Below are 22,929 nucleotides of genomic sequence, written 5' to 3' on the forward strand. Positions count from 1 at the left end.
AAGCGAACAACTTTTAATCCATACCTTTCTTTTCCTTAACAACAATCGAATGAACAAATATTTTTTGAAGCCGATTGCAGCTTTCTTATTACTGCTATCTGTTACCACATGCTTTGCGCAAAAAAAATCATCCTTTAAAGTCATTGCCTTCTACACTGCCAAAAGCGATCTCGCACACATAAGTTTTGTGCACGAAGCAAATAAATGGTTTCCTGAAATGGCAGCCAGGTATGGATTTACGTACGATTCTATAAATGACTGGAGTAAAATGAATGACACTGTACTTGCTAAATACAATGTTGTCCTTTTCTTGGACACAAGACCCGATGATTCCACACAAAGAGTGGCGTTTGAAAAATATATGAAAAATGGCGGAGCCTGGATGGGCTTTCATTTTTCTGCATTTGCGTTGACACCATCAGCATTTCCGCAAAACTGGGATTGGTACCACAATGAGTTTCTTGGTTCGGGTTCTTATGTGAGCAATACATGGCATCCTACTTCAGCGATTGTACGCGTGGAAGATAAAAAGCATCCTGTAACGAAAGGCTTGCCCACTGTGTTTACTACTCAGCCGAACGAATGGTATCGGTGGTCAAACGATTTGAAAAAAAATCCCAACATCGACATTCTAATTGCTATTGATAGCAGCAGCTTTCCGTTAGGCACTGGCCCAAAGCCCCATGAAATATGGCATAGCGGTTATTATCCAATTGTTTGGACAAACAAGAAATATAAGATGGTATACATGAACATGGGCCACAACGACATGGATTATGATGGAGGCACGAACAAAGAACTGTCTTCCACTTTTGGAAATGAAATACAGAACAGGCTTATTATTAATAGTCTGCTGTGGCTGGGGAAGAAATAATAACTGAGTAACTGAATGACTGAATGACTGAAGGCTCAAGGTCAGTTTTGCATTACAACATTCAACTGTCGCTCTGCAAGGTTTGTAGCCTTGCTGTTTTATTTTATTGCCTCCGGCAATATTGTTATCGTCGGAGACGATTGAATATTGCTGCAAGCCTTGCAGAGCAGGACTGGGGAAGAAATAATAACTGAGTAACTGAATGACTGAATAATTGAGCGGTTGAATGTTGAAATGCAAAACTAACCTTGAACCACTCAGTTATTCAGTCATTCAGTTACTCAGTTATTACAAAAAAAAGCTCCGAATTTCTTCGGAGCCTCTTTTATATATCGTGTTCGCGATTGGAATTATCCAAGAGCTACGCGTTTGAAAGAAATAACTTTCAGGTTGCTGTCAACGCTTTTCAAATAATCGTTAACGCTTTTTCCGCCATCTTTTACGAAAGGCTGCGCAAGCAATGTACTTTCTTTGAAGAACGCTGTCAATTTACCTTCAGCAATTTTGTTGATCATTTCAGCAGGTTTGCCAGCCATTTTAGGATCAGCAGCAACTTGCTCTGTAATGATTGCTTTTTCTCTTGCTACTACATCAGCAGGTACTGCATCCGGATCAACAGCTACAGGGTTCATCGCAGCGATTTGCATTGCTACATCTTTCCCAGCTTCAGCAGCTTCTTTGTTCATACCAACCAATACAGATAGACGGTTTGCACCGTGGATGTAAGCAGATACGAAATCAGCATCAATTCTTTCGAATTTAGAGATACCGATTTTTTCACCGATACTAGCCAATTTATCGTTTACCATATCGGCAATTTTAGCACCGCCGATAGTTACGTTGTTTAATTCGTCAACAGACTTTACGTTGTTTTCGATCGCAGCATCCATGATGCTTTGAGCGAAAGCTACGAAGTCAGCATTTTTACTAACGAAGTCAGTTTCGCAGCTTACGCAAAGAGCGATACCTGTTTTGTTGTCTGCAGTTGTTTTAGCAAGAACAACACCTTCTTTTGCTTCGCGGTCGCCACGCAGAGCAGCAACTTTAGCACCTTTCTTACGCAACCAGTCGATAGCAGCTTCAAAATCACCGTTAGATTCTGTTAAAGCTTTACGACAATCCATCATACCTGCACCTGTTGCCTGGCGCAGCTTATTAATATCAGCAGCTGTAATTGTTGCAGTTGACATAATTTACTAATTTGAAAATGTGATAATTTGAAAATTTCCTGCCCGACTGATGTTATTCAGGCGGGGAAAATGCTGTTTGAAAATCCGGATGCAAGTTGTGCATTTGTTGGATCACAAAGCGACATTCTCAATTAAATAATCCTTAAAAGCTCCTCAATGAACTAAAGTACAAGTGTGCGACGCAACAAAAGACGATCAACGTACTTCGGCTGGGTAACACACTTGCTTAATTTTATAGTAGCAGGTGTTTGCGAAAAACAAACACCTGTAACTTTTGTATCTATAGGGGCAAATACAGTGCAGAATTATCTTCCTGCAGGGCCACCTGTTCTGCGGCTAGCACCACCTGGAACACGACGTTTTTGTTGTCCGCCGCCAGCACCAGGGCCACCTTTACCACGACCACCACGGCCGCTTTCTGCTTCTGCTTCAGCTTGCAAACGTGCAGCTTTTCTTTCTGCTTCGTTATCTACTTCTTCAACATCTTCGTCTTTAGCAGCTTGTCTTTCAGCAAGACCTTCCGCGATAGCAGCAGCGATGAAGTTAGAGATGATTGCGATAGATTTGGTAGCGTCATCGTTTGAAGGAATAGCGAAGTCAACTTTATTTGGATCGCAGTTTGTGTCTACCATACCAAATGTAGTGATGCCAAGGCGTTTTGCTTCAGCTAAAGCGATGTGCTCGTGTCCGATATCGATGATGAACAAAGCAGCTGGTACACGACCCAATTGAGCGATACCGCCTAATACTTTTTCCATTTTTTCTCTATCGCGACTTAAAGTTAAACGCTCTTTTTTAGTGATGCTGTCCAGGGTACCGTCGTTCAACATTTTCTCAATGCTCTGCATTTTCTTAACGCTCTTACGAACAGTGTTGAAGTTTGTAAGCATACCACCTAACCAACGCTCAGTTACGAATGGCATGTTGATTTTCTTAGCACATTCTGTAACGATTTCTTTAGCTTGTTTTTTTGTACCTACGAACATGATCTTTTTGCCGCTGCGTGCAATTTGTTTCATTGCTGCTGCTGCTTCCTGAAGGGCTTCAGTTGTTTTATTAAGATCAATGATGTGAATACCTTTCTTTTCAGCAAAGATGTAAGGCAACATCTTTGGATTCCACTTCTTTTTCAGGTGACCGAAGTGCACGCCTGCATCAAGAAGTTGCTGCTGTAAGGAAGTATTATTTTCCATTATAATTTAATTTGTGAATTTGAAAATTTGAAAATTTGAAAATTTGAAAATGCCGGACTTCCTGTTTTTTGCAGAGAGTACAAAATGAAAGATTTCATTTGCACATTTCCACATTTTCAAATTTTCCACATTGTGTATTAACGTTTGCTGAATTGGTAGCTACGACGTGCTTTTTTACGACCTGGTTTTTTACGTTCAACACCACGTGGGTCACGCTTCAATAAACCAGCAGCTTTCAAAGCAGGACGGTATTCAGGGTTTACTTCGAGCAAAGCGCGGGCGATACCCAGTTTTGCTGCTTCTGCCTGACCTTTAACACCACCACCAGTTGCGTTGATTTTAACATCAAATTTATCAGCAGCTTCGATAGTTTTAAAAGGAAGTTCTACCTGGTTTTGCAGGTAAACCAAAGGAAAATATACTTTATAGTCTTTATCGTTAACTATGATCTTGCCTTCGCCTTTGCTAAGGAATACGCGTGTCACAGCTTCTTTACGACGACCTAATCCGATTTTTTGCTTTTCCATTTATGGGAAATTTGAAAATTTAAAATTTAGTTTGAATTGAGATTAGAATTTCAATTCTTTAGGTTGCTGTGCAGTGTGAGGATGTTGATCTCCCGCGTACACAAATAATTTCTTCACCATTTTGCGGCCCAAACGGTTTTTAGGCAACATACCTTTTACCGCTCTTTCAAGAAGCGCATCAGGACGGCGTTTCAACAGGTTTTTCGCTGTTTCTTCTTTTTTACCACCTGGGTAACCACTAAAGTTGATGTAAGTTTTGTCTTCCAGTTTGTTACCTGTGAAAACAACTTTATCAGCGTTGATGATGATTACGTAATCACCACAGTCAACGTGAGGAGTGTAATACGCTTTGTTTTTACCGCGCAATACCGCAGCAATTCTAGCGCACATACGACCAACGGTTTGATTAGTACCGTCTACAACGAACCAATTGCGTTGTACAGTAGCCTCGTTCGCATGTTTGGTTGTGAAATGTAAATGACTCATTGTTTGAAAATTTTTTATCGGCGCTATCCCACCGAATTATTTAAAATGGCTGCAAAGGTAGCCACAATGAGGTCATTTTTCAAAGCTTTTCAGAAAGTATTTTTACAGAGACGTTTGCAACAAATTGATTTTCAATAAAACTTTTTACAATAAAAAATAACACCCGCGCAAAACCAGTAAAATCAGGCTTTATTTCTGCAAAAATAGCCTGTTCAAGACTTTGGAGAGAAATTGATGGCTGATTGAAAAGTTATTTTCGGTGGCTTTTTGCTTTATTTCGGCTGCGGACTGCACAAATTTATCTGGCTCCAGCTCATCTGAACAGTTTTCAACCATCGAAACAACAGTTTCCGGAGTTGCTTCGGGATGAAACTGAATGGCTGCTACATTTTCCCCATAAGTAAAAAATTGATTTTGGCAGGCGGCGGAAGTTATGTGATTAACGCAGCCGGCCGGTAGGTCAAAAGTATCTCCATGCCAGTGGAAGGTTGTGAATGCCACCTCTACATCTTTTCCCAGCCAAATATTCAGTCCAGAGTTTACTGAAACATCAAACCAACCGATTTCCTTGTCACTATTTGGATAAACATTCGCTCCCAACACCGAAGCGATCAACTGTGAGCCAAGGCAAATGCCCATTACTTTTTTGCCTGAGCCTATGGCATATTTAATGAAAGTTTTTTCTGACGCCAGCCATTCGTATAGCTCTTCTTCATACACGCCCATTGGTCCGCCCATAATCACTACTCCATCAAAATCCCCCAGGGAAGGAAATGTTGCCGATTCCCAAATTTTCGTAGCAGAAACTTCGATATTGTTTTCAGCCATCCATTCTTGTACATAACCTATCTCTTCAAATGGAACGTGTTGTATGTAGTGTATGCGCATTGAAGTTGCTTGTTGGTCGTTGTTAGTTGATAGAAGTAGACGTAAATTTAAACTAGTTATTCAATTTTTTGGTTGTTAATGTTTGTGACAGTTAACTGGTTCCCAGTTGCCGGTCGTTCAATGATCATTTTCTATAAAAAAATAACAGAAAGAAATTCAAACAACTATCAAGTAACAACTATTACTATTTTTACCGCCAGCATTTTTAGACTATGTATACCAACGAACAAACTAAAACTCTTCAACAGGCCACCAAAGACTTATTGCAGCATCTGCAAGCCATTACAGCAAAGAATATTGAGCAGCTAAGAAACGTACTTCGCTTTCACGAATACCGTTACTATATAGCAAACGATCCTTTGGTGGCCGACTACGAATATGATCAGTTATATAAGGCATTGGAAGAAATTGAAGCAAAAGATCAGTCACTTATAACTCCGGATTCTCCTACGCAACGCGTGGCCAAAGGACTTACAAAAGATTTTCCAACAGTACAGCACCTTGTTCCTATGTTGTCTTTGGAGAACTCGTATAACGCAGATGATTTATTGGATTGGGACCGCAAGGCAAGAGAACTGGGCAAAGCAGACGTGATTGAATATTGCGTGGAACCTAAGTTTGACGGTGCCAGCATCTCTCTTATTTATGAAAATGACTTGCTCGTGCGTGGTGCTACCCGCGGCGATGGAGTGGCCGGCGATGACATTACGACCAATATCAAACAGATCAAGTCGGTTCCGTTGGCTGCGCGTTTTTCTGAACACGATATTCAGCAAATTGAAATTCGCGGCGAGGTGATGTTAACAAAAGCAAATTTTAAAGCGTATAACGATGGGCTTGCTGAAAACGGCTTACCTCCGCTGGCCAACCCCCGGAATGCGGCTGCGGGCTCCTTGCGCATTAAAGATCCTGGCGAAGTGAGAAAAAGAAAGCTGGAAGCCTTTCTTTATAATGTTAGCTACTACACAAGAAATAAAGAACACAACGAAAAAAATGATCCGCTAAATACACACAGCGGATCCCTTGAAATGCTTTGGAACCTTGGCTTTAGAAGTCCTAACAAGGAAAAGAAGATATTTAAAGGCATTCAAGGCGTGATAGATTATTGTCATGAGTTTGAAAGTAAGCGTGATGATCTTCCTTATGAAGTGGACGGCATGGTGATAAAAGTGAATGAGATTGAGCTGCAGGAAAAATTGGGCATGACGACGCACCACCCGCGTTGGGCCATTGCTTTTAAATTTAAGGCAAGGCAAGCCACTACAAAGCTTCGTGGTGTTGAGTTCCAGGTGGGCAGAACCGGCGCGGTTACACCTGTTGCCAAGCTTGATCCTGTTGCTATCGGTGGTGTTACGGTTTCCAGCATCTCTATACATAATGAAGATTACATAAAAGACAAGGACCTTAAAATAGGCGATAGTGTTCTTATTGAAAGAGCTGGTGACGTAATTCCACAAATTGTAAAGTCGTTAGCAGAGCTACGCAAGGGCGATGAAAAGACGATTCATTTTCCTAAAACCTGTCCTGTTTGCCACTCGGCCTTAACCAAAGAAGAAGGTGAAGCGGTTTGGCGGTGTATTAACATTGAATGTCCGGCACAAGTGGTGGAAAGAATCATACATTTTGTAAGTAAGGATGCCATGGACATCAGAAGCTTGGGAGAATCGAATGTGCGTAAGTTTTACGAGCTGGGCTTCTTAAAAGACATTCCTTCGATTTATAATTTGCCTTTTGATAAGATAAGGGAAATGGAAGGCTTTGGCGAAAAATCCATTACCAATCTTCAATCTGCGATAGAAACTTCTAAAATACAACCACTGCACCGTCTTATAACCGCCTTGGGTATACGGTATGTTGGCGAAACCACAGCCAAGGCCTTGGCAATGCACTCCACTTATTTACCGGCGCTACAGGAGAAATCAATCGAGGACCTGCAACAACTCGAGGATGTGGGAATAAAAGTTGCTACCAGTATTTATCATTTCTTTCACAATGAAGATAATCTCAAGATGCTTCATGAGCTGGAACAGGCAGGTGTTAACTTACATAACACAAAAAAGAAAGAAATTATTGAAGGCAACCTTAATTCGCAAACCTTTTTGTTTACAGGAACGTTAATTAAATTGAAACGAAGCGAAGCGGAAGAAATGGTCGAAAGGAACGGTGGCAAAATTGTGAGTGGTGTAAGTAGCAAGCTGAATTATTTGGTAGTTGGAGAGGACGCAGGATCAAAACTGGAGAAGGCTAAGAAAATACCCTCTGTTCATATAATCACCGAAGATGAGTTTTTGACCCTTTTGACAACTAAATAAATTCTACATTTCTCAATTTTGTTGTCATTTTTTAACTTAAAAAACCTCGGAGATGATTAAGTTACTTTCCGGAGAGGAATGGAAGCCCCTACAGTTTACGGGCTGGAAACTATTGCGCAGAAAATATGCCCTTTCTTCTCACGGCCGCATTGCTAGCTATACAGACAAGTTACAGGAGGACGGTAAAATACTTACCGGGTCTTTAACAACAGGGTATAAGACACTTAATTTACATCGACCCGATAGTAACGGTACCTTATATGTACACAGGGAGCTTGCGAAGCTGTTCATGAAAAAGCCTTCGCCAAAACATAAATATGTGATACATGTGAACCATAACAAAACAGATAACTCCATTAAAAATCTTGCCTGGGCCACTCTGGATGAAATGATAGAGCACCAGCAAAAGAGCCCTGCAAAGCTTGCCTATAAGAAGGTGCAGGCAAACAGGACCAACGGCCTTAAACTAAACGCTACACAGGTAAGAAGTATTAAAACGATTCTTGCCAGTAAAAACAGAAAGCTTACCATTAAACAACTTGCCGATAAATATGGTGTTACCGAAATGACACTGTACAGAATTAAGAGTGGTGAGAATTGGGCGAGGATATAATTTGAAAATTTGAAGATGTGGTGATTTGAAATGGGTTTCCATTTCGAATTACCACATCTTTTTTTCGAACTATAGACAAGTCAAGTATTTTAAATGAACCTCGCATCTTCAGAACTTCAAATTTTCTTTCATCGTCAAATTGGTTGTATACTCACAGAACTGACTTTTTTGAATAATAATACGCTCACTTCCTGCATTTTCAAATTTTCAAATCTTCAAATTTTCAAATTAACTTCGGTTCATGCTTTCAGAAAACACACTCTCTTTTTTGAGCAAACTACAAAAGAACAATAGCAAGGAATGGTTTGATAAGAATCGTGCTTTGTATGACGAGGCGAAACAGGATTTTGAAAATCTGGTAGAGCAATTGATTGCTATGATTGGTAAAGATGATGAGGAGATTTCTTTGTTGAAGCCAAAGGATTGCACCTTTCGCATCAACAGGGATATCAGGTTTTCAAAAGACAAAACGCCATACAAAACCAACATGGGTGCTTATATTGTGAGGGGTGGAAAAAAATCTGCGTATGCAGGTTATTACTTTCATTGCGAGCCAGGCAAAAGTTTTGTTGGCGGCGGTTTGTGGATGCCTCAACCAGCTGAACTAAAAAAAGTTCGCCAGGAAATTGATTACTGCTGGGATGAATTCAAAGGCATTGTACAAAACAAAAAGTTCACAAGCGTTTATGGTGATTTGAGCCGTGACGCTGAATACACTCTTGCCAAGGTGCCCCGCGATTATGATAAAGACAATCCCGCAGCAGAGTACCTGAAACTTAAAAGCCTTGTAGGTTTGCACAACGTTGCGGATAACGATGTCACTTCCAAAGCATTGGTAAAAAACTAGGCGATGCATTTACTACGCTCAAGCCTGTGATAGATTTCATTAACCGCAGTCTTGAATAATTAATATAGCTATAACTTTAAAAAAGTTTAATAATCCCCTATTTTTGTAGGCCAAACATATAGTGAGCAGAAGAAAACACATACAATTATGGAATACGCGAAACATTGTTTCCGCGGTTTTCATGCTGCTCGTTCTTAGTTTTCTTACGGTGAGCAACTCTTTTCTTTACAGTACCAAAATGGCGGTGAAGTCAAAGATTGCGCAGGGTTCCGCTAACAATCAAACAACCAAAAAAGCGGATCGCCCATTGCCCAACACAGAAGAAGAAAAGTGTCACCAGTCCTCCGTTTCCAACAGCATGAATGAGGAATATCTTCACGAAAATCATTTTGTAGTTAATACAAATATCGAGTCAAGTAAGTCCCATCACGGACATCTTTATCTTTTCTATATCGGAAAAAATTACGCTCAACTGCACGCACAACCTCCCGATCTAGCTTAGTTTCTTCAATCATCTTACCGGATCAATCTCTTTACTGATTGCACATGTTTGCCTGCTATTGAAAATGGCACAGTACAGACAATGCATGCATTGTCTGTACGAATCGCAATACACATGCGGTTCCGTTGCTGTATTCAATTGCTTAAAACGTGGATCACTATACATGGGTGTGCTTACCTCTGATGCCAATCAGTAAGGGGTTATCCGGCTGCATATACATATACATACTTTACTATTTAACCCGTTTATTATGACTTCGAAAAAAAGTGTTTTCAGCTTTTTTCCTTCGGATTTTGCGTCCTCTATTGTGATCTTTCTAGTGGCGCTGCCATTGTGTTTGGGAATCGCATTAGGCTCTAATGCCCCGTTATTTTCAGGCCTCATTGCCGGCATTGCCGGTGGTATCGTGGTTGGTATTTTCAGTGGTTCACAACTTAGCGTTAGCGGTCCGGCTGCAGGGCTGACGGCCATTGTGGCTGCTGCCATTGGCAAACTGCCAGCATTTGACGTCTTTCTTGTTTCAGTAGTGATTGCTGGTTTGTTCCAGTTATTGTTCGGCTTTTTAAAAGCAGGTTTCCTTGGAGATTATATTCCATCTTCTGTTATCAAGGGAATGCTCGCTGCTATTGGTATCATTCTTATTTTAAAACAAATTCCTCACCTGGTAGGCTATCATGCAGATTTCGAAGGTGACGAAGCATTTAAACAGGCAGATGGTAAAAACACCTTTTCTGAAATCATCATGTCTTCTAAATGGTTCCTGCCGCTCGCTTTGGGAATCGGAATATTGTCCTTATTGATACAAATTGTATGGGACAATGTGCTCGCAAAAAAATCAAAAGCGCTGAAACTTATTCCATCGGCTTTGATTGTAGTGCTTGTGGGAACATCCATCAACGAGTTGTTCATCAAATATTCTCCGGCATATGCGTTAGCCAGCAAAAACCTGGTAAACATTCCGGTGGCAGCAAGTGCAGATGCGTTTTTCTCATTCTTTTCTTTTCCAAATTTTTCTTACCTCACCAGTTTTGAAGTGTGGAAAACCGCTGCCACTCTGGCTATCGTGGCAAGTCTTGAAACCTTATTAAATCTTGAAGCGACCGATAAAGTAGATCCATTGAAGAGGGTGTCGCCGCCCAATAGAGAACTAAAAGCACAAGGAATAGGCAATATTGTATCGGGCCTGTTGGGCGGTCTTCCCGTTACTTCGGTAATCGTACGTTCATCAGCAAACGTAAATGCTGGTGGCAAAACCAAACTTGCCACTATTATGCACGGTATGTTATTGCTGTTAAGCGTTGCGTTTATACCCGGCATTTTGAACAAAATTCCTTTACCTGCCTTGGCCGGTGTTCTGGTGTACACAGGTTTTAAGTTGGCAAAACCTTCTATATTCAAGGCTCTTTTTCAAAAAGGTTGGGATCAGTTTTTACCCTTTGTTATCACTATCGGTGCGATCCTGCTGACAGATCTTTTGATCGGTATCCTTGTAGGTTGTTTGGTAGGCTTTGTGTTTGTTTTGAGAAGCAATTTCAAATCTGCTGTGTTTGTGGTAAATGACGACAACAAATATCTTTTCCGACTAAGAAAAGACGTTTCGTTCCTCAACAAACCCATTATAAAAAGCAAGCTGGAACTGGTTCCTGAAAACTCTGCTGTACTGATCGACGCTACAAGAGCAGACTTTATCGACAAAGAAATTGTTGAAGTAATAGAAGACTTTATGAAGCATGCGAAACTGAAAAACATAAGAGTAGAATTAAAAAGAAGTCAGTATAAAACACAAGGCTTTGAACCGGTACAAGCAACGGTGTTTGTGTCAAAAGAAACAGTGGAGTTAGTACACTGATGCAATTAAGAACTGGGAATTAAGAATTAAGAATTCTTCAGGTGGGAAATACTTGATTTAACCTGACATTCATGGACGACGGACAATACCGCGATTATTTTTCAACCTTCCTGAAATTCATTTTCATGATTAAATGTCGCGCAGAAACAATTCTTAATTCATAATTCTTAATTAAAGCCACTTATTAACTATTAATTAAATCAATCATCTTAAACATTCGGATAACAAAACCTGTTTGCAATGTTTAACTTTAACATAGCAAACCAAAAAAACAGAGATAGAAATATGAAAGCTTACGAAAAATTATTGTTAGAGAACAAAGGTTGGGCAGCAGAGCAAGTAGAGAAGGATCCTGAGTTTTTTGACAGGTTGGCACATTTACAAACGCCAGAGTTTTTGTGGATCGGTTGTAGTGACAGCCGCGTACCGGCGAATGAAATTACCGGAACCCAGCCTGGAGAAATATTTGTACACCGCAACATTGCAAACCTGGTGATTAACACAGATGTGAACTTGTTGTCGGTGCTGGAATACGCTGTGGTACATTTGAAAGTAAGACATGTCATCGTTTGCGGGCACTATGGCTGCGGCGGCGTAAAAGCGGCCACTACTACAACAGATTACAAACAAGTGCTGAACATGTGGCTACGTAATATTAAAGATGTATACAGGCTTCATAAAGATGAGCTTGATGCGATCAAGGACGAGGAGCCACGCCTGGATAGATTAACGGAATTGAACGTACAAGAGCAGGTAATGAATCTTGCAAAAACATCCATCATTCAGAAAGCCTGGGCTGAAAGACAGGCTCCGCATTTGCACGGATGGGTGTACGGCCTTAAAGACGGCATTATTAAACCCGTTTTTGAAATGGAGGCAGGTACACATATTGATCCGTTGTACGAGTATGATCAATCTTAGTATAGTTGAGAATTGAAAGTGGAGTGTTGAGAGTTAGTTGGCAGGTTGTCAGTAGCTAGTTACCGGCAACCTACCTTTTCACTTCAACTCTCAACTCTCCATTCTCAACTATCCACTATTTCCGTATTTTGCGCCAAATACTTCCTTCCAATGTCAATTCAGGTTAGCGGACTGGTTAAAAAATATGGCGAGCAGAAAGCAGTTAATGATATTTCATTTTCATTAAACAAGGGTGAAATAGTTGGTTTTCTTGGACCTAATGGTGCGGGAAAATCTACCACAATGAAAATCATTACCGGATACTTGCAGGCCGATGCCGGTAAAGTAACCGTTAGCAATATTGATGTTCGCCAAAATCCATTGGAAGTTAAAAAGAAAATAGGCTATTTGCCGGAGGCCAATCCTTTGTACTACGACATGTATGTAAGGGAATATCTTGACTTCACCGCTGGTGTACATCAGGTTTCCAATAAAAAAGAAGCGATCGAAAAAGCCATTGCTACCGTTGGTTTAACCCCGGAAAGCAATAAGAAAATCGGGCAACTCTCCAAAGGGTACAAACAGCGTGTGGGTCTTGCCGCTGCTTTGTTACACGATCCGGAAGTGTTGATTCTCGACGAGCCGACTACAGGTCTTGACCCGAACCAGATCATCGAGATAAGAGAAGTGATCAAACAATTGGGGGAAAACAAAACCGTTATTTTTTCTTCGCATATACTACAAGAAGTAGAAGCCATTTGCGATCGCGTAATTATTATAAACAAAGGCAAACTGATTGCCGATGACAGCGTTCAAAACCTGCGCAAACAAAACAATGACAACTCCATTCGCGTAAGCTTTAAAGAATCACTGGAAGATGAATGGCTGCGTCGCCTGAGTGCCATTCAAACAATTACAAAAGTAAATACCAGCGAGTGGCTGCTAACTGCAACCGACGTTAACGAAGCAAAGAAACAATTGCTGGAACTAGCGCTGCAAAACAACTTAAACATAACATCCCTTCAAAGCGGTGGCCAAAGTTTGGAAGATGTGTTCAGGAGTTTGACGCAGGGGTAGCGCTAAGTTGAGAATTGAAAGTGGAGAGTGGAGAGTTCAGTACATTTATGATGGGGTGATACTGCAAAAACGCCATTACAAAATGAAACCTACATTCGGAAACATATTTCTTTTCCTTTCCTTTTTCTTTTGCTGGCAACCTAAAAGCAAGGCCGGACGAAAAGAAAAACCAACAATTTCGACTATTACAAGGTTCGGCACAACTTCGGCCGAAAAAAAGTCTGACACGCTTGACAAGATAGTAAAGAGAATAGCTTACATAAATGAAGTTCAGCAAGAACATGTGGGTTGGGCAGGAATGGAAAGTGAGAACTATCAAAATTTCCTGCAATTAAAGAAAATAGCAAGCCTTCAAGAGTTACTAACCTTAACTAAGGACACCAACAATACTGTTGAGTGTTATGCCGCGTGGGCACTTGCTGACAAATCATATTCTAAACTGCCGACAATTTTTGCTCAATTCATAAAAACAAATAAAACAGTATTCACTTTTAGTGGCTGTTTGAGGTCTGTTGATCCTATTTCGAGTGAATTATATCACCGATATTGGAGCAGCATAGATGACAAATTAAAAGCTAAAGATCCCCTGCTTCTACAACTTGATAGTGTGATTTTATATAATGAAAACTCTTATTGGCTCCTAATGACAAGAGCTTTGGAAAATAGAGTTTATCCTGCTTCTTATAAAAAAAGAATTGAAGATTTGGCTTTTAACAAAGGAAATAAGGAAGCGTTATTTTATTTATGTACATGGTATCGAGCCGACAATTATGAAAAAATAAAACAGTCCTTAATAATTTATTTAAGAAAACCGGACTACGGAAAAACTGGTTTTTCTGACTATTACAGGACGATAGATGAACTACTCAAATTTAGAGACAGTGAAATTGAAGCATTGATCATCCAAAAGTTAAAAAAAGATAAGCATTGGAAAGCAGAGGAGCTAAAATTCAAATCATTGCTTGAAGACTATAGCATTTATGAAGACTTCGACTAAAAGCACTGAAGCTAACATTGGTTCTGGTTAAATCATTAGCGGCAGGCGGCCTTTACTGCCAACGAACAACTACCAACAACTGACAACTGTCATCCCCCACCATAACATTTAATAGTTATTTCATGATCTTTTCGGAATTTTCTTCAATAAACTCCACGAAAAGTTCAATAGATTTGCAAGCAGTTTATCAAATGGTAAACATTTTTTAAAATCTCAAATTTCAAACGACATTACATTATGAGCTACATTACAGAAGTTCACGCCCGCCAGATATTGGATAGCCGCGGCAATCCTACAGTTGAAGTTGATGTTACTACAGACGAAGGTGCGGTTGGCCGTGCCGCAGTTCCAAGTGGCGCCAGCACTGGTGTTCACGAAGCAGTAGAATTACGCGACAACGACAAAAAGAAATATGTTGGTAAAGGTGTATTGAAAGCTGTAAAAAATGTAAACGATATAATCGCAAGCGAATTGTTAGGTTTGGAAGTTAACGACCAGGCTGGCATCGACCAACTAATGATTGACCTTGACGGTACTCCAAATAAAGGCAAACTGGGTGCTAATGCTATCCTGGCCGTTAGTATGGCTGTTGCAAAAGCAGGTGCTCAGGAAGCTGGTCTGCCTCTTTACCGTTACATCGGTGGTACAAACGCAAAAACTTTACCTGTACCTATGATGAACATCCTTAACGGTGGTGCACACGCTGATAACAAAATCGACTTTCAGGAATTCATGATCATGCCTGTTGGCGCTCCTGACTTCAGCGAAGGCCTTCGTTGGGGCGTAGAAATTTTCCACGCTTTGAAAACCGTTTTGAAAAAGAAAGGTTACAGCACTAACGTTGGTGATGAAGGTGGTTTCGCTCCAAACATCCAAAGCAATGAAGAAGCTATTGAAACTGTATTGACAGCTATCCAGGCTGCAGGTTACAAAACAGGTTCACAAATCATGATCGCTATGGACGCTGCAAATAGCGAATTGTGGGATGCTAAAAAGAAAAAATACGTTTTCCATAAATCTGATGGAAAAGAAATGACCAGCGAACAACTGGCTAAATATTGGGAAAAATGGGTGAAAGATTACCCTATCGCTTCAATCGAAGATGGTATGGCAGAAGACGACTGGAACGGTTGGAAAATGCTGACTGACCTTGTTGGTAGCAAATGCCAGCTGGTTGGTGATGACCTTTTCGTAACAAACGTAGAGCGCCTTCAACAAGGTATCGATAAAAAAATCGCAAACGGTTTGCTGGTAAAAGTTAACCAGATCGGTAGCATTACTGAAACTATCAATGCGGTTACCCTTGCTCAGCATGCTGGTTACAACACGATCATGAGCCACAGAAGCGGTGAGACAGAAGATACAACTATCGCTGATCTTGCAGTTGCTTTGAATTGCGGTCAAATTAAAACCGGTTCTGCAAGCCGTACCGACCGTATGGCTAAATACAACCAATTGATAAGAATCGAAGAAGTTTTAGCTGAAACTGCTATTTACCCTGGCAAGAAGCTGAAATTCGGAAGATAATCAGGCTATAAGTTTTGAGTAATGAGTTTTGAGTTTTGAGTGGCGACGCTCTGGCTTAAAACTCATTTCTTTTTTAGAAACCCCTGTTATCCACAACTCCAAATCAGAACTTAAAACTCACTACTTTTTACCCACAACTCATAACTCATTACTTAAAACTTATTACATTTACCGCCATAAGAGAAGCCGGCACTCAATTTCAAATCTCAAATCTCAAATCTCCCATGGCTCTGCTTGACAAAATACCATCCTGGATCAAGAATAAGTATGCACTTACCGTACTTGGTTTTGTCATTTGGATGATTTTTTTTGACGACAGGGATATTATCACAACCCATTTCCGCCAGCCAAACGAGCTTAAACAGCTGCAAAAGAGTGAATTGTATTACCAGGAGCAAATCGACCTTACCAAGGCAGAACTAGAGGAACTTAAGGCAAATCCTGCCACCCTGGAAAAGTATGCAAGGGAGAAATACTTCATGAAACGCGACAGCGAGGATCTTTTTATAATTAATAAATAGCTCATACATAGGAGTTAGGCTCCTATTTTCCAAAAAATATTGAAAAAAAGGCAATAACTTTATCCTAAAGGCGTTTTAAACACGGACTAATTCCGAAACTGGACACTTCGGAAGATTTTATTACTGGACTTTAAATGGTTTGCTAATGAAAAGTTTTACACCTGAAGACATTTTATTGTATTTGTACAAAGAAACTTCTCCAGAGCACACCGCGGCTATCGAAAAAGCGTTATCTGAAGATTGGTCTTTACAGGAAACTCTCCGCACTTTACAAGAAAGTATGGAAGGTATTGTTGTAAACACCGTTTCTCCACGCAAAGAAGCTGTCGAGAATGTGCTTAATTACGCGAAAGAAGTTATGGCAGAAACTGCCTGATTCTTTAGCAATAAAATGTAAAAAAGTCGCCGTGACAAGTGAGGTCATGGCGATTTTTTTTGCCTTTCACGCAAGGGATTTCACGCAAAGGCTAAGTACAAAAGACGCAAAGAAATACAACTCTCAACTAACGCCGGAAGGGCAAATGCGATTCGCCCCTACATTTTCAACTTTCCATTTTCAATTTTCAATTATCTTGCTTTCATGACTCGCAAAGAACGATATGCCTTCGTACTTGATTATTTTAAGCAACATGCACCCAATGCTGAAACGGAACTGATCTATGATAATCCGTACCAGCTATTGGTGGCTGTTATATTATCGGCACAGTGCACAGATAAAAGGGTGAACATGACGACGCCGGCTATTTTTGAAGAATATCCGGATGTGGAAGCTTTGTCTCACGCCACTTTTGATGAATTGTTTCCGCTGATACGAAGTATTTCCTACCCTAACAATAAAACGAAACATCTTATCGGGATGGCAAAAATGGTGGTAGATAAATTTCACGGAGAAATTCCTATGACCGTTGAAGAATTGGTGGAATTGCCTGGTGTTGGAAGAAAAACAGCAAATGTGATTACTTCCGTAGTAGACAATCAACCAAACATGGCGGTGGATACGCATGTTTTTCGCGTGGCGGCAAGAATAGGATTGACGCTTAATGCAACTACGCCTTTGGCCACAGAAAAACAATTACTCGAATTCATTCCAAAGGAATTGGTGCATATAGCCCACCACTGGCTCATTTTGCATGGAAGATATATTTGCATTGCCCGCACCCCTAAATGTGATGAATGTGGATTGAAACCAGTTTGTAAGTATTATCAGAAAAATGTGAAGCCCGGGGTGAAGGCGATAGGGTAATAACTGAATAACCGAGTAACTGAATAACTGAATGCCTTGAATTCGTACAGGTATTCAATTATTCAACCATTCAGTTACTCAGTTATTCAACACTTATCTGGTAAATATTCGTCTTCTTCGGTTCCTTGTCCTCCCAATTTCTGCCAAAATTAAAAGTAACAGTTGCGCTTCCTTTTGCTATAGCAGTTATGGAAAAAACATCATCGTTTGTTCCGCCGACCGGCCCTTTGCTACCTGCCGTTTCTGCCTTTGGCATTGAGGAAACTTTTACTACGCCATCCGGCACTGCTTTAAAGCTCCAGCTATAACCCGTTGTGCCGCCTCCGGACAATGTGATCGTTTTAGTATCGTTCACGTTCATCGATATATTTTCACCAGCCATATGAGTGTATTTTAGACCAGTACAAATAAAAAAATCCGGCCAACCTAAATTCACCGGATTTTTGACTATACGTGTACCTACATCAAGGTTTAAATGGTTAAAAAAGGGAAACTTTTCAACATTTAGTAGTACCCTACTTATGTACACTTTACAACTAAGCAATTTGCCCGGTTGAGCATAGTTACCTTATTTAATAAAATTTTATTCCACCATTCTTATTGTCCAAAAGTCATCCGCCTTGTTGGCATCGGTTATATACGCAAATGGCATGTAGAAATAGCCTTTTACTGCCCAGCTTGGGCCCCATGAGTTTCTGACGATGAAAACCTGCTTTGTTGCATCATAACCAACGGCCATTACTGCGTGGCCGCCCAATACACTTTCCGTAGTTTTAGGCATTGGCATCATACCATCTTTTCCTATGTTCATAAAGCTTTGATACACTGTAAAACCAAATACAAACGGATAGCCTTCAGAAATGCATGATTGCAGCTGGAAAAGGTTTGTGTTTACAAGGCGCTGGTAGCTTGTTATCTGATTTTTAGAGGCGTCTGTATAACATTTGACAGGTGGCTTTTTGGAGAATTTTGCGCCCGGAGAATTGTCATCATCATAGGTCCATTCTTTCTCAGGACAAACGCCTTGTTTATTCAATGTTTTAATACCATCACGGATGAACGCCCCGCTATCGGAGTTTACGGAATTATTGAGCACCCTTTCATTGTAATAAATAAACAAACGAGATGGCATGAAGCCTTTCTTTTTTTGCTTCATTTGTCCAAATTGAAATGCGCCGCCTAATGCATTGGCAGTGCAACTTCCCAATTGTCCCTGGTCATAAACGGGTGGACATTGGGAGCGCAGATCTGCTTTTGCAGGCAGCTTCCGGATAATGGTTAACGGTGCGGAGTACAGTACGTCCCTCTGATCTGGTAGATCAGGTAGCCAACCAAAACCATAGGCAGGCTTAGCGGCAGATTTTTTTGTTGCCATGGAATCTCAGTTTAATGGTTTAATAGATTTTGTTTTGATTGAGCAAACATGGGGATAGATTAAAAACAAGTCTAGGGAGCGGTTGTAATAGAGGGAGATAAATTGTTAGTCGGCTACCTTAGCTAAAAAGATAACCAAATAAATCACAAAAGGTTCGGCAGCAAACAAAGATAATACGAAGGCCCAGGCTTTGTCAATAGCTATCTTCCATTATTTATGCACTTTTTGTTGTTTTATGAAAACTGATGGACATCAGCTGCGACGGCCATTTGCCATATATCTCTTCAATTTTTTGATAGCGATAAGCAAAAATTTCACGAAGCGATTTTTGAACCAGTAAAGCATTTGCCCAATTTCCAATAAAACCAAAAGGCAGTTTGTAATGAACAATATCCGTCATTTCAACGCCGTCTTTTACAGCATTAAAAAAATGCTGGTGGTGCCAGAAACTATATGGTCCATGGCGTTGTTCATCCACAAAATATTTGTGAAGCTCAACATGTGTAATTTCTGTCATCCAGTATAGCGGAATTTTGAGAACAGGTTTTACAATGTACTCAATAATTTGTCCTGCATACAAGCGATCCCCATGATGTTTCGAAATAATTTTAAAGCCAAGGTTTGGTGGCGTAATAACAGGCAGTTTCTCCGGGTCGGAAAAAAAGTTCCACAACGCTTCCACAGATGCGGGAATAGTTTGAACCGACTTTAAAGAATAGACTGCCATTTTAAAAAGATAATAAAGTTAAAACTACAATTTTCGCACCCCGTTAAAAGAATATGCACATTGATTTTTTTACGTTTTTGAGCGTTAATTTTATAGAATGTCAAGCTTTCGCGAACAACTCGAAATGAAGTTTATTGAGGAATACAATAAGCTTAACCAGCAACAGAAATTAGCCGTAGATAATATAGAAGGGCCGGTAATGGTTATTGCCGGACCCGGCACTGGTAAAACCCAGATCTTAAGTGCGAGAATCGCCAAAATACTGATGGACACAGATGCACGACCAGAAAACATTCTGTGTCTTACCTATACCGATGCGGGCGTTGTTGCCATGCGCAAGCGCCTGCTCACTTTCATAGGCGCAGATGCATATAAGGTGAATATTTACACATTCCATGCTTTTTGCAATGATGTAATACAGGAAAATCTTTCACTGTTTGAAAAGACTTCACTCGATCCCATTTCCGATCTGGAGAGGATCGAATTGTTTAAAGATCTTATCGATGCATTTCCGAAGGACCATTTGCTAAAGCGCTATCGTGGCGACGTGTATTTCGAAATAAAAAATTTGCAGTCGCTCTTCAGCACCATGAAACGCGAAGGCTGGACATATGAATTTATTTCGCAAAAAATAGATGAATACATAACTGATCTTCCAACACGTGACGAATACGTTGCTAAACGTGCCACAAAAGAATTTAAGAAGGGAGACGTACGTACAGATAAAATAGCCGAAGAAAAAGAAAAAATGGAAAAGCTGCGTGCGGCCGTGGGTGAGTTTGAAAATTTTCAAAAGCTAATGCGCAACCGCAACCGCTATGACTTTGACGACATGATCAATTGGGTGATCCGGGCTTTTGAAGAAAACAAAAACCTGCTGCTTAAATACCAGGAGCAATATCAATACATACTCGTAGATGAGTACCAGGATACCAGCGGTACACAAAACAAACTTGTTTCGCTACTAATCAACTACTGGGACAAGCCAAACGTTTTTGTAGTGGGTGATGACGACCAGAGTATTTACCGCTTTCAGGGCGCGAACGTAGAGAACATGCTAACCTTTGCAGACGCATACAAACATGATCTGTTAACGGTTGTGCTGACCAATAATTATCGCTCTACACAGCCGATTCTTGATATTTCCAAAACACTTATTGGCAATAACAATGAGAGACTGGTGCTGCAGATCGACGGTTTGAGTAAAGAACTTTTATCTGCCAACGCCAGACTTCAGCAATTGCTGCATCTGCCCATCATTAGAGAATATGAAACGCAGCGCCAGGAAATGATGGATATAACGCTGCAAGTACAACAGCTGATGGCAGAAGGCGTTGTGCCAGGCAGGATCGGCATTATTTATAAAGAAAACAGGTACGGCGAAGAACTTACACAATATCTCAAACTGCGCAATATTCCTGTATACAGTAAGCGTAGTCTGAACGTGTTTGATATTCCGCTGGCGCAAAAAATAATTCTGTTGTTTCAATATCTCGCAGCAGAGCACGACATTCCCTATGGTGGTGATGAAATGTTATTCGAGATATTGCATTTCGACTGGTTCAGCATTCCTCCGCTGGAAATCGCAAAGCTTAGCATTGAAGTGTCCGAAAGTCAGTTTGGCAACAACAAAACTTCTTTAAGAAGACTGCTAAATGAAAAAGCAACACAGCCGCCAAGAGACCTGTTCACACCTCAGTTACACCAGGGATTAAAAACCGCAAGCCGCGTAATCGAAAAACTAATAGGCGATGTTCCAAATGTGACCATCCAAACCCTTTTTGAGAATATTATTCGCGAAGCAGGAGTTTTATCATTTATCATGAAAAGTCCTGAAAAGATCTGGCTCTTCCAGGTGGTGAACGTATTGTTTGATTTTGTAAAGGAAGAAACCAAACGTTATCCTACAATGTCGCTCGCACAATTGGTAAACGTGATTGACCTGATGAAAAAGGAGAAGATTACCTTGCCATTAACACAGGTAAGCGGCAGTGACAAAGGCGTGAATCTTATGACAGCTCACGGCTCAAAGGGACTTGAGTTTGAACATGTATTTTTTGTAGGTTGTAATGCTACGTTCTGGGAAAGAAAAAGAAGGCCCGGCGGCGGGTTCAGCATGCCGGACACGATGTTCTCTTCCCAACCCATACAAAACGACGAAGAAGAATTGCGACGCCTTTTCTATGTGGCGCTGACCCGTGCTGAACAACATCTTTTTATTTCCTACAGTCGTTTTAAAAATGATGGCAAGGAACTGGAGCCATCTCAATTTATTGCCGAAATACAAGAGGTGCACGCACTGCCTGTGCAAAAAGTTTTTGTAAGTGATGATGTACTCGCAGAATTCTCTATACTGCAATTTGGCGAATCCCTGCAACCAGAGATCTCTAAAATGGAGGATGATTTTGTGAGCAACCTGCTCGATAAATTCGTAATGAACGTTACTGCCCTTAGTAATTATCTCGCATGTCCGTTGCGTTTCTATTTTCAAAACCTTGTTCGTGTGCCTTCAGGTAAATCAGAAGCTACCGAATTTGGTTCATCTGTTCACCATGCTTTGCAACGATTGTTTGAAAAAATGCAGCTGGATCCGGCTAACAATTTCCCTTCAAAAGAAGAATTCATCAGCGACTTTGAATGGTATATGCGCAGACATCGTGAAAACTTTACGCCGGAACAGTTTTCACGCAGAATGGAATATGGGCAAACCGTGTTGGCAAATTATTATGAAGCCTACATATATACCTTCAACAAGATTGTTGCCATCGAACGCAACATTCGAAATGTTACAGTGCAAGGCATTCCACTTAAAGGAAAACTTGACAAGCTCGAATTTGATGGAAAAAATGTAAATGTGGTAGATTATAAAACCGGCGATGTTGATAAGGCAAGGACAAAACTGCTGGCACCGAACGACAAAGAACCGAATGGTGGCGACTACTGGCGCCAGGCGGTTTTCTATAAAATTCTTATTGACAACTACCAGCAGAAACAATGGAACGTTGTCAGCACAGAGTTTGATTTTATTGAGCCAGATAAAAAGAAAGAATATCAGCGCAAAAAAGTGGTTATCCAACCACAGGATATTACCACTGTAACGCACCAGATTGTTACCGTATGGAACAAAATCCAGCAGCGCGATTTTTATACCGGTTGCGGAAAAGAGGAATGCCACTGGTGCAATTTTGTAAAAGATAATCATATGGCCGTGGCACTTCATGAAATTAATGAGGAAGACGCATGACTTTGACACACGCCCGCCCGTCTAAAGTCGTTCGGAC

General features: G+C 40.6%; 22 protein-coding genes. 14 read left to right on the top strand and 8 right to left on the bottom strand.

Annotated elements, in window-relative coordinates:
• Positions 1–49 precede the first annotated feature (49 nt).
• Complete coding sequence (locus tag QJ048_RS03600; RefSeq protein WP_282332961.1) at positions 50–874, top strand: ThuA domain-containing protein; 825 nt, start codon at positions 50–52, stop codon at positions 872–874.
• 350 nt (positions 875–1,224) lie between these two features.
• Here the strand turns inward: QJ048_RS03600 and tsf are convergent, their stop codons facing one another.
• The 5 genes from tsf to QJ048_RS03625 form a co-directional block, all read right to left on the bottom strand.
• Positions 1,225–2,064 carry a translation elongation factor Ts gene (tsf, locus tag QJ048_RS03605; protein WP_282332962.1) on the bottom strand — a complete coding sequence of 280 codons (840 nt, stop codon included), beginning with the start codon at positions 2,062–2,064 and terminating at the stop codon, positions 1,225–1,227.
• Positions 2,065–2,369: 305 nt separating this feature from the next.
• Positions 2,370–3,257 (bottom strand): 30S ribosomal protein S2, encoded by an 888-nt coding sequence (gene rpsB, locus QJ048_RS03610; protein ID WP_282332963.1) that lies wholly within the window; start codon positions 3,255–3,257, stop codon positions 2,370–2,372.
• Positions 3,258–3,394: 137 nt separating this feature from the next.
• The gene (rpsI, locus tag QJ048_RS03615; RefSeq protein WP_217790257.1) at positions 3,395–3,784 is read right to left on the bottom strand and encodes a 30S ribosomal protein S9; all 390 of its coding nucleotides are present in this window, start codon (positions 3,782–3,784) and stop codon (positions 3,395–3,397) included.
• Positions 3,785–3,826: 42 nt separating this feature from the next.
• The gene (gene rplM / locus QJ048_RS03620) at positions 3,827–4,270 is read right to left on the bottom strand and encodes a 50S ribosomal protein L13 (RefSeq protein WP_282332964.1); all 444 of its coding nucleotides are present in this window, start codon (positions 4,268–4,270) and stop codon (positions 3,827–3,829) included.
• Positions 4,271–4,459: 189 nt separating this feature from the next.
• Positions 4,460–5,158: a type 1 glutamine amidotransferase gene (locus tag QJ048_RS03625; protein WP_282332965.1), complete on the bottom strand. Its 699-nt coding sequence runs from the start codon at positions 5,156–5,158 to the stop codon at positions 4,460–4,462.
• Positions 5,159–5,370: 212 nt separating this feature from the next.
• Here QJ048_RS03625 and ligA point away from each other — a divergent pair, with 212 nt between their 5' ends.
• From ligA to nth, 12 genes are all read left to right on the top strand, one after another.
• The gene (gene ligA / locus QJ048_RS03630; RefSeq protein ID WP_282332966.1) at positions 5,371–7,470 is read left to right on the top strand and encodes an NAD-dependent DNA ligase LigA; all 2,100 of its coding nucleotides are present in this window, start codon (positions 5,371–5,373) and stop codon (positions 7,468–7,470) included.
• A gap of 52 nt (positions 7,471–7,522) precedes the next feature.
• On the top strand, positions 7,523–8,083 hold the full coding sequence (locus tag QJ048_RS03635; RefSeq protein ID WP_217790253.1) for an NUMOD4 domain-containing protein: 561 nt from the start codon (positions 7,523–7,525) through the stop codon (positions 8,081–8,083).
• 241 nt (positions 8,084–8,324) lie between these two features.
• On the top strand, positions 8,325–8,930 hold the full coding sequence (locus tag QJ048_RS03640) for a DUF2461 domain-containing protein (RefSeq protein WP_282332967.1): 606 nt from the start codon (positions 8,325–8,327) through the stop codon (positions 8,928–8,930).
• Between the two features lie 121 nt (positions 8,931–9,051).
• Entirely contained in the window at positions 9,052–9,432 is a 381-nt protein-coding gene (locus QJ048_RS03645; RefSeq protein WP_282332968.1) for a hypothetical protein, read from the top strand.
• A 250-nt stretch (positions 9,433–9,682) separates the two neighbouring features.
• A complete protein-coding gene (locus QJ048_RS03650; RefSeq protein WP_282332969.1) occupies positions 9,683–11,281 on the top strand; it encodes a SulP family inorganic anion transporter in 1,599 nt (532 codons plus the stop codon).
• A 285-nt stretch (positions 11,282–11,566) separates the two neighbouring features.
• The gene (locus tag QJ048_RS03655) at positions 11,567–12,202 is read left to right on the top strand and encodes a carbonic anhydrase (RefSeq protein ID WP_282332970.1); all 636 of its coding nucleotides are present in this window, start codon (positions 11,567–11,569) and stop codon (positions 12,200–12,202) included.
• 150 nt (positions 12,203–12,352) lie between these two features.
• Complete coding sequence (gene gldA, locus QJ048_RS03660; protein WP_282332971.1) at positions 12,353–13,258, top strand: gliding motility-associated ABC transporter ATP-binding subunit GldA; 906 nt, start codon at positions 12,353–12,355, stop codon at positions 13,256–13,258.
• A gap of 55 nt (positions 13,259–13,313) precedes the next feature.
• The gene (locus QJ048_RS03665; protein WP_282332972.1) at positions 13,314–14,255 is read left to right on the top strand and encodes a hypothetical protein; all 942 of its coding nucleotides are present in this window, start codon (positions 13,314–13,316) and stop codon (positions 14,253–14,255) included.
• A gap of 237 nt (positions 14,256–14,492) precedes the next feature.
• Positions 14,493–15,782, top strand: coding sequence for a phosphopyruvate hydratase (gene eno / locus QJ048_RS03670; protein WP_282332973.1), 1,290 nt, complete (start codon positions 14,493–14,495; stop codon positions 15,780–15,782).
• Positions 15,783–16,006: 224 nt separating this feature from the next.
• Positions 16,007–16,303 (top strand): FtsB family cell division protein, encoded by a 297-nt coding sequence (locus QJ048_RS03675; protein WP_282332974.1) that lies wholly within the window; start codon positions 16,007–16,009, stop codon positions 16,301–16,303.
• A 145-nt stretch (positions 16,304–16,448) separates the two neighbouring features.
• Positions 16,449–16,679, top strand: a complete 231-nt coding sequence (locus tag QJ048_RS03680; protein WP_282332975.1) for a hypothetical protein — start codon at positions 16,449–16,451, stop codon at positions 16,677–16,679.
• A 204-nt stretch (positions 16,680–16,883) separates the two neighbouring features.
• Positions 16,884–17,546, top strand: coding sequence for an endonuclease III (nth, locus tag QJ048_RS03685; protein WP_282332976.1), 663 nt, complete (start codon positions 16,884–16,886; stop codon positions 17,544–17,546).
• Positions 17,547–17,628: 82 nt separating this feature from the next.
• On the opposite strand, the gene QJ048_RS03690 is transcribed toward nth, so the two are convergent.
• From QJ048_RS03690 to QJ048_RS03700, 3 genes are all read right to left on the bottom strand, one after another.
• A complete protein-coding gene (locus QJ048_RS03690) occupies positions 17,629–17,928 on the bottom strand; it encodes a protease inhibitor I42 family protein (protein ID WP_282332977.1) in 300 nt (99 codons plus the stop codon).
• A 201-nt stretch (positions 17,929–18,129) separates the two neighbouring features.
• Complete coding sequence (locus tag QJ048_RS03695; protein ID WP_282332978.1) at positions 18,130–18,921, bottom strand: C1 family peptidase; 792 nt, start codon at positions 18,919–18,921, stop codon at positions 18,130–18,132.
• Between the two features lie 214 nt (positions 18,922–19,135).
• The gene (locus QJ048_RS03700; RefSeq protein WP_282332979.1) at positions 19,136–19,648 is read right to left on the bottom strand and encodes an SRPBCC family protein; all 513 of its coding nucleotides are present in this window, start codon (positions 19,646–19,648) and stop codon (positions 19,136–19,138) included.
• A 97-nt stretch (positions 19,649–19,745) separates the two neighbouring features.
• On the opposite strand from QJ048_RS03700, the gene QJ048_RS03705 reads away from it, so the two are divergent.
• Positions 19,746–22,892, top strand: a complete 3,147-nt coding sequence (locus QJ048_RS03705) for an ATP-dependent helicase (RefSeq protein ID WP_282332980.1) — start codon at positions 19,746–19,748, stop codon at positions 22,890–22,892.
• The last annotated feature ends 37 nt before the right edge of the window (positions 22,893–22,929 follow it).

Source organism: Pinibacter soli (genome assembly GCF_029961145.1).
GTDB lineage: Bacteria > Bacteroidota > Bacteroidia > Chitinophagales > Chitinophagaceae > Pinibacter > Pinibacter soli.